3 protein-coding genes are annotated in these 3,458 nt (G+C 66.9%); all 3 read left to right on the top strand.

Annotation, left to right across the window (positions count from 1 at the left end):
• The coding region (locus Q0Q02_RS23520) for an NAD(P)H-dependent oxidoreductase subunit E (protein WP_293813223.1) at window positions 1-339 on the top strand (339 nt) is incomplete at its 5' end.
• Window positions 336-1,910 (top strand): NADH-quinone oxidoreductase subunit NuoF, encoded by a 1,575-nt coding sequence (locus tag Q0Q02_RS23515; protein ID WP_293813221.1) that lies wholly within the window; start codon window positions 336-338, stop codon window positions 1,908-1,910. The genes Q0Q02_RS23520 and Q0Q02_RS23515, both read left to right, overlap by 4 nt.
• Before the next feature lie 10 nt (window positions 1,911-1,920).
• Window positions 1,921-3,458 (top strand): molybdopterin-dependent oxidoreductase (locus Q0Q02_RS23510; protein WP_293813220.1); only part of this gene is annotated, 1,538 nt, incomplete at its 3' end.

Raw genomic sequence — 3,458 nt, 5'->3', positions numbered from 1 at the left:
TTGATCGCCGAGGCGCTGAACCTATCGCGCGCCGAAATCCATGGCGCGATCTCCTTCTATCACGACTTCAGGACCGCCCCGCCGCCGGCCCGCACGATCAAGCTCTGCCGCGCCGAAGCCTGCCAGTCGCTCGGCTGCGAGACGGTGGTCGACGCGCTTGCCCGCGAGCACGGCATCACGGTCGACGGGGACCGCGCCGGCGACGCCATCGTCGAAACGGTGTATTGTCTCGGCAATTGCGCGCTCGGCCCCTCGGCCCTGGTCGATGGCGAGTTGATCGGGCGCGTCGACGCCGCCCGCATCGCCGGGCTTTGCCAGCACGGAAGGGCGCAGTCATGAGCGCCGTCCGCATCTTCGTTCCCATCGACGCTGCCGCCCTCTCGGTCGGCGCGGAAGCCGTCGCGCAGGCCATCTCCGGCGAAGCGGCAGCACGCGGGCTTGCCGTCGAGATCATCCGCAACGGCTCGCGCGGCCTGCTCTGGCTGGAGCCGCTGGTCGAAGTCGAGACGGCCGAAGGCCGGATCGCCTACGGGCCGGTTGCGGCGAAGGATGTGTCTTCGCTGTTCGATGCCGGCTTCGTCTCGGGCGGCGCGCACGCCTTGCGCCTCGGCAAGACCGAAGAACTCGACTGGATGAAGCGCCAGCAGCGCCTCACCTTCGAGCGCGTCGGCGTCATCGACCCGCTCTCGATCGCCGATTACCGCGCCCATGGCGGCTTCAAGGGGCTGGAAAAGGCGCTGGCGCTCACCGGCGGCGAGATCGTCGAAGCGATCAAGGCATCGGGCCTGCGCGGGCGCGGCGGCGCCGGCTTCCCGACCGGCATCAAGTGGAAGACCGTCCACGACGCCAAGGCGGAGCAAAAATATATCGTCTGCAATGCCGACGAGGGCGACAGCGGCACCTTTGCCGACCGCATGCTGTTCGAAGGCGACCCCTATCTCACCATCGAGGGCATGGCGATCGCGGCCATCGCGGTCGGGGCGACGCGCGGCTACATCTATCTGCGCTCCGAATATCCGCATGCCTATCGCACGCTCCAGCGTGCGATCGTGAAGGCCGAAGCCGCCGGGCTGATCGGCGCCTCGGTGATGGGCTCGAACCACGCCTTCCATCTCGAAGTCCGGCTCGGCGCCGGCGCCTATATCTGCGGCGAGGAAACCTCGCTGCTCGAAAGCCTCGAAGGCAAGCGCGCCATCGTTCGGGCCAAGCCGCCGCTGCCGGCCTTGCAGGGCCTGTTCGGCAAGCCGACCATCGTCAACAACGTGCTCTCCTTCGCTGCCGTGCCCTGGATCATGGACCATGGCGCGCAGGCCTATGCCGATTACGGCATGGGCCGCTCGCGCGGCACGCTGCCGATCCAGCTCGGCGGCAACGTCAAGCGTGGCGGACTGTTCGAGCTCGCTTTCGGCATCAGCTTGCGCGAGATCGTCGAGGACATGGGCGGCGGCACGCTCTCGGGGCGGCCGATCCGGGCCGTACAGGTCGGCGGGCCGCTCGGCGCCTATCTCACGGCCGAACAACTCGACGTGCAGATGGATTACGAGGCGCTCGCGACGATGCGCGCCATGCTCGGCCATGGCGGTATCGTCGTGTTCGACGATACGGTCGACATGGCCCGGCAGGCGCGCTTCGCCTTCGCATTCTGCGCCAAGGAAAGCTGCGGCAAGTGCACGCCCTGCCGCATCGGGGCGACGCGCGGCGTCGAGGTGATGGACCGCATCATCGCGGGCGTCGAGCGGCCGAAGAACATCGCCGTGCTGCGCGATCTCTCCAAGCTGATGACCGACGCCTCGCTCTGCGCGATGGGCGGCCTGACGCCGATGCCGGTGCTGAGCGCGCTCAACCATTTCCCCGAGGATTTCGACCGTACTCCCAGCCCACGGCAAGAAATTGCTCTGGCGGCCGAGTGAGGAGGCTGGGATGGCCCTGATCAAGGAAATCGACTACGGCACGCCGATCCGCCTCTCCGAGCAGACGGTGACGCTGACCATCGACGGCCAGAGCGTCACGGTACCCGCCGGCACCTCGGTTATGGCGGCGGCGATGAGCATGGGAACGGCGATCCCGAAGCTCTGCGCCACCGACTCGCTCGAACCCTTCGGCTCCTGCCGGCTTTGCCTCGTCGAGATCGAGGGGCGGCGCGGCACGCCGGCCTCCTGCACCACGCCTGCGGAAGAGGGCATGGTCGTCCGCACCCAGTCGGAGAATCTGTCGAGCCTGCGCAAGGGCGTGATGGAGCTCTACATCTCCGACCATCCGCTGGACTGCCTGACCTGCTCGGCCAATGGTGACTGCGAATTGCAGGACATGGCCGGCGCCGTCGGCCTGCGCGAGGTCCGCTACGGCTACGAGGGCGAGAACCACGTCTTCGCCAAGGGCAAGGACGGCGCGGTCAACGAGAACTGGCTCGCGAAGGATACCTCCAACCCCTATTTCACCTACGACCCGTCGAAATGCATCGTCTGCAATCGCTGCGTGCGGGCCTGCGAGGAGGTGCAGGGCACCTTCGCGCTGACGATCACGGGCCGCGGCTTCGAGTCCCGCGTCGCGGCAGGGCCGACCGATTTCCTGGGATCCGAATGCGTCTCCTGCGGCGCATGCGTGCAGGCCTGCCCGACGGCGACGCTGATCGAGAACAAGGTCATCGAGCATGGCCAGCCCGAGCATTCGGTGGTCACGACCTGCGCCTATTGCGGCGTCGGCTGCTCGTTCAAGGCCGAGATGCAGGGCGACCGCGTCATCCGCATGGTCCCTTACAAGGACGGCAAAGCGAACGAGGGCCATAGTTGCGTCAAGGGCCGCTTCGCCTGGGGCTATGCCACCCATACCGACCGTATGACCAAGCCGATGATCCGGGCGAAGATCACCGATCCTTGGCGCGAAGTCTCCTGGGAAGAGGCGATCAACTACGCGGCTTCCGAGTTCAAACGCATCCAGGCCAAGTATGGCCGTGAATCCGTCGGCGCGATCACCTCGTCGCGCTGCACCAACGAGGAGGTCTTCCTCGTCCAGAAGCTGGTGCGCGCCGCCTTCCGCAACAACAATGTCGATACCTGCGCCCGCGTCTGCCATTCGCCGACCGGCTATGGCCTGCGGACGACGCTCGGCACCTCGGCCGGCACGCAGGACTTCAAGTCCGTCGCCAAATCCGACGTCATCCTCATCATCGGCGCGAATCCGACCGACGGCCACCCGGTCTTCGCCTCGCGCATGAAGAAGCGCATCCGCGAGGGCGCCCGCCTGATCGTCGCCGATCCCCGCCGGATCGACATGGTGCAGTCGCCGCATATCAAGGCGGATTACCACCTGCCGCTCAGGCCCGGCACCAATGTCGCGCTGCTCAATGCGCTCAGCCATGTCGTCGTCACCGAAGGGCTGATCGATGAGGCCTATGTGCGCGAGCGCTGCGATCTCGGCGATTTCGAGCACTGGGCCCGCTTCGTCGCCCGCGAGGAGAA

The organism is uncultured Allobosea sp. (assembly GCF_945956895.1).
Lineage (GTDB): Bacteria > Pseudomonadota > Alphaproteobacteria > Rhizobiales > Beijerinckiaceae > Allobosea.
The sequence above is the reverse complement of the archived record's forward strand: the minus strand, read 5'-3'. Positions and strand labels throughout refer to the sequence as shown.